1 protein-coding gene is annotated in these 729 nt (G+C 37.3%); it reads right to left on the reverse strand.

The window, feature by feature from the left end; translation table 11 throughout:
* Nucleotides 1-729: GAG-pre-integrase domain-containing protein (locus HLA95_RS30410; RefSeq protein WP_222185173.1), on the reverse strand; the 729-nt coding region annotated here is incomplete at both ends.

Here is a 729-nt window from a genome sequence, read left to right on the forward strand (position 1 = left end):
GAGGTACTCGCTACCACGATCGGATCGTAGTGTCTTGATACATTTACCCAGACGCTTCTCCGTTTCCGCCCTATACTCTTTGAATTTCTCAAAAGCTTCGGACTTACGGCGCATCAAATAAATGTATCCATACCTTGAGTAGTCATCAATGAAAGTCATGAAGTACTCAAAACCACCTCTAGCCTGGATAGTCATGGGTCCACACAAATCAGAATGAACCAATTCCAATTGCTCTTTTGCTCTATAGCCTTTGGCCGAAAAGGGCCGCTTGGTCATCTTACCTTCTAAGCAAGATTCACAGACTGGAAGTGCCTCCACTTCTAATGAATCTAATGGTCCATTTTGAACCAGTCTTGAAATCCGTTTTAGATTAATATGACCTAGGCGTAAGTGCCAAAGATAGGTTTGGTTCATTTGAGAAGGTTCCTTTCTCTTATATGGCAAACTATTAGTGGCATTCAATTCATTAAGTTGCAGTGTTGGAGAGACAGGATTAATAATATAAAGATCATCCACCAATGAACCAGAACAGATAAAACTTTTGTTAAATTTAATAGTAACTAAATTATCAAAATAAATAGAATATCCATCTTTAACCAAACAAGAAACTGAAATCAAATTCCTTCTAATGGAAGGTACATAAAGACAATCCTTTAATATTAAAACTCTGTCTCTACCAAAATTTAAAACAATATTTCCAACTGCAACTGCCGCTACTCTCGTAGCATT

The organism is Geminicoccus harenae, from assembly GCF_019800005.1.
In the GTDB taxonomy this organism is placed as follows: Bacteria; Pseudomonadota; Alphaproteobacteria; order Geminicoccales; family Geminicoccaceae; genus Geminicoccus; species Geminicoccus harenae.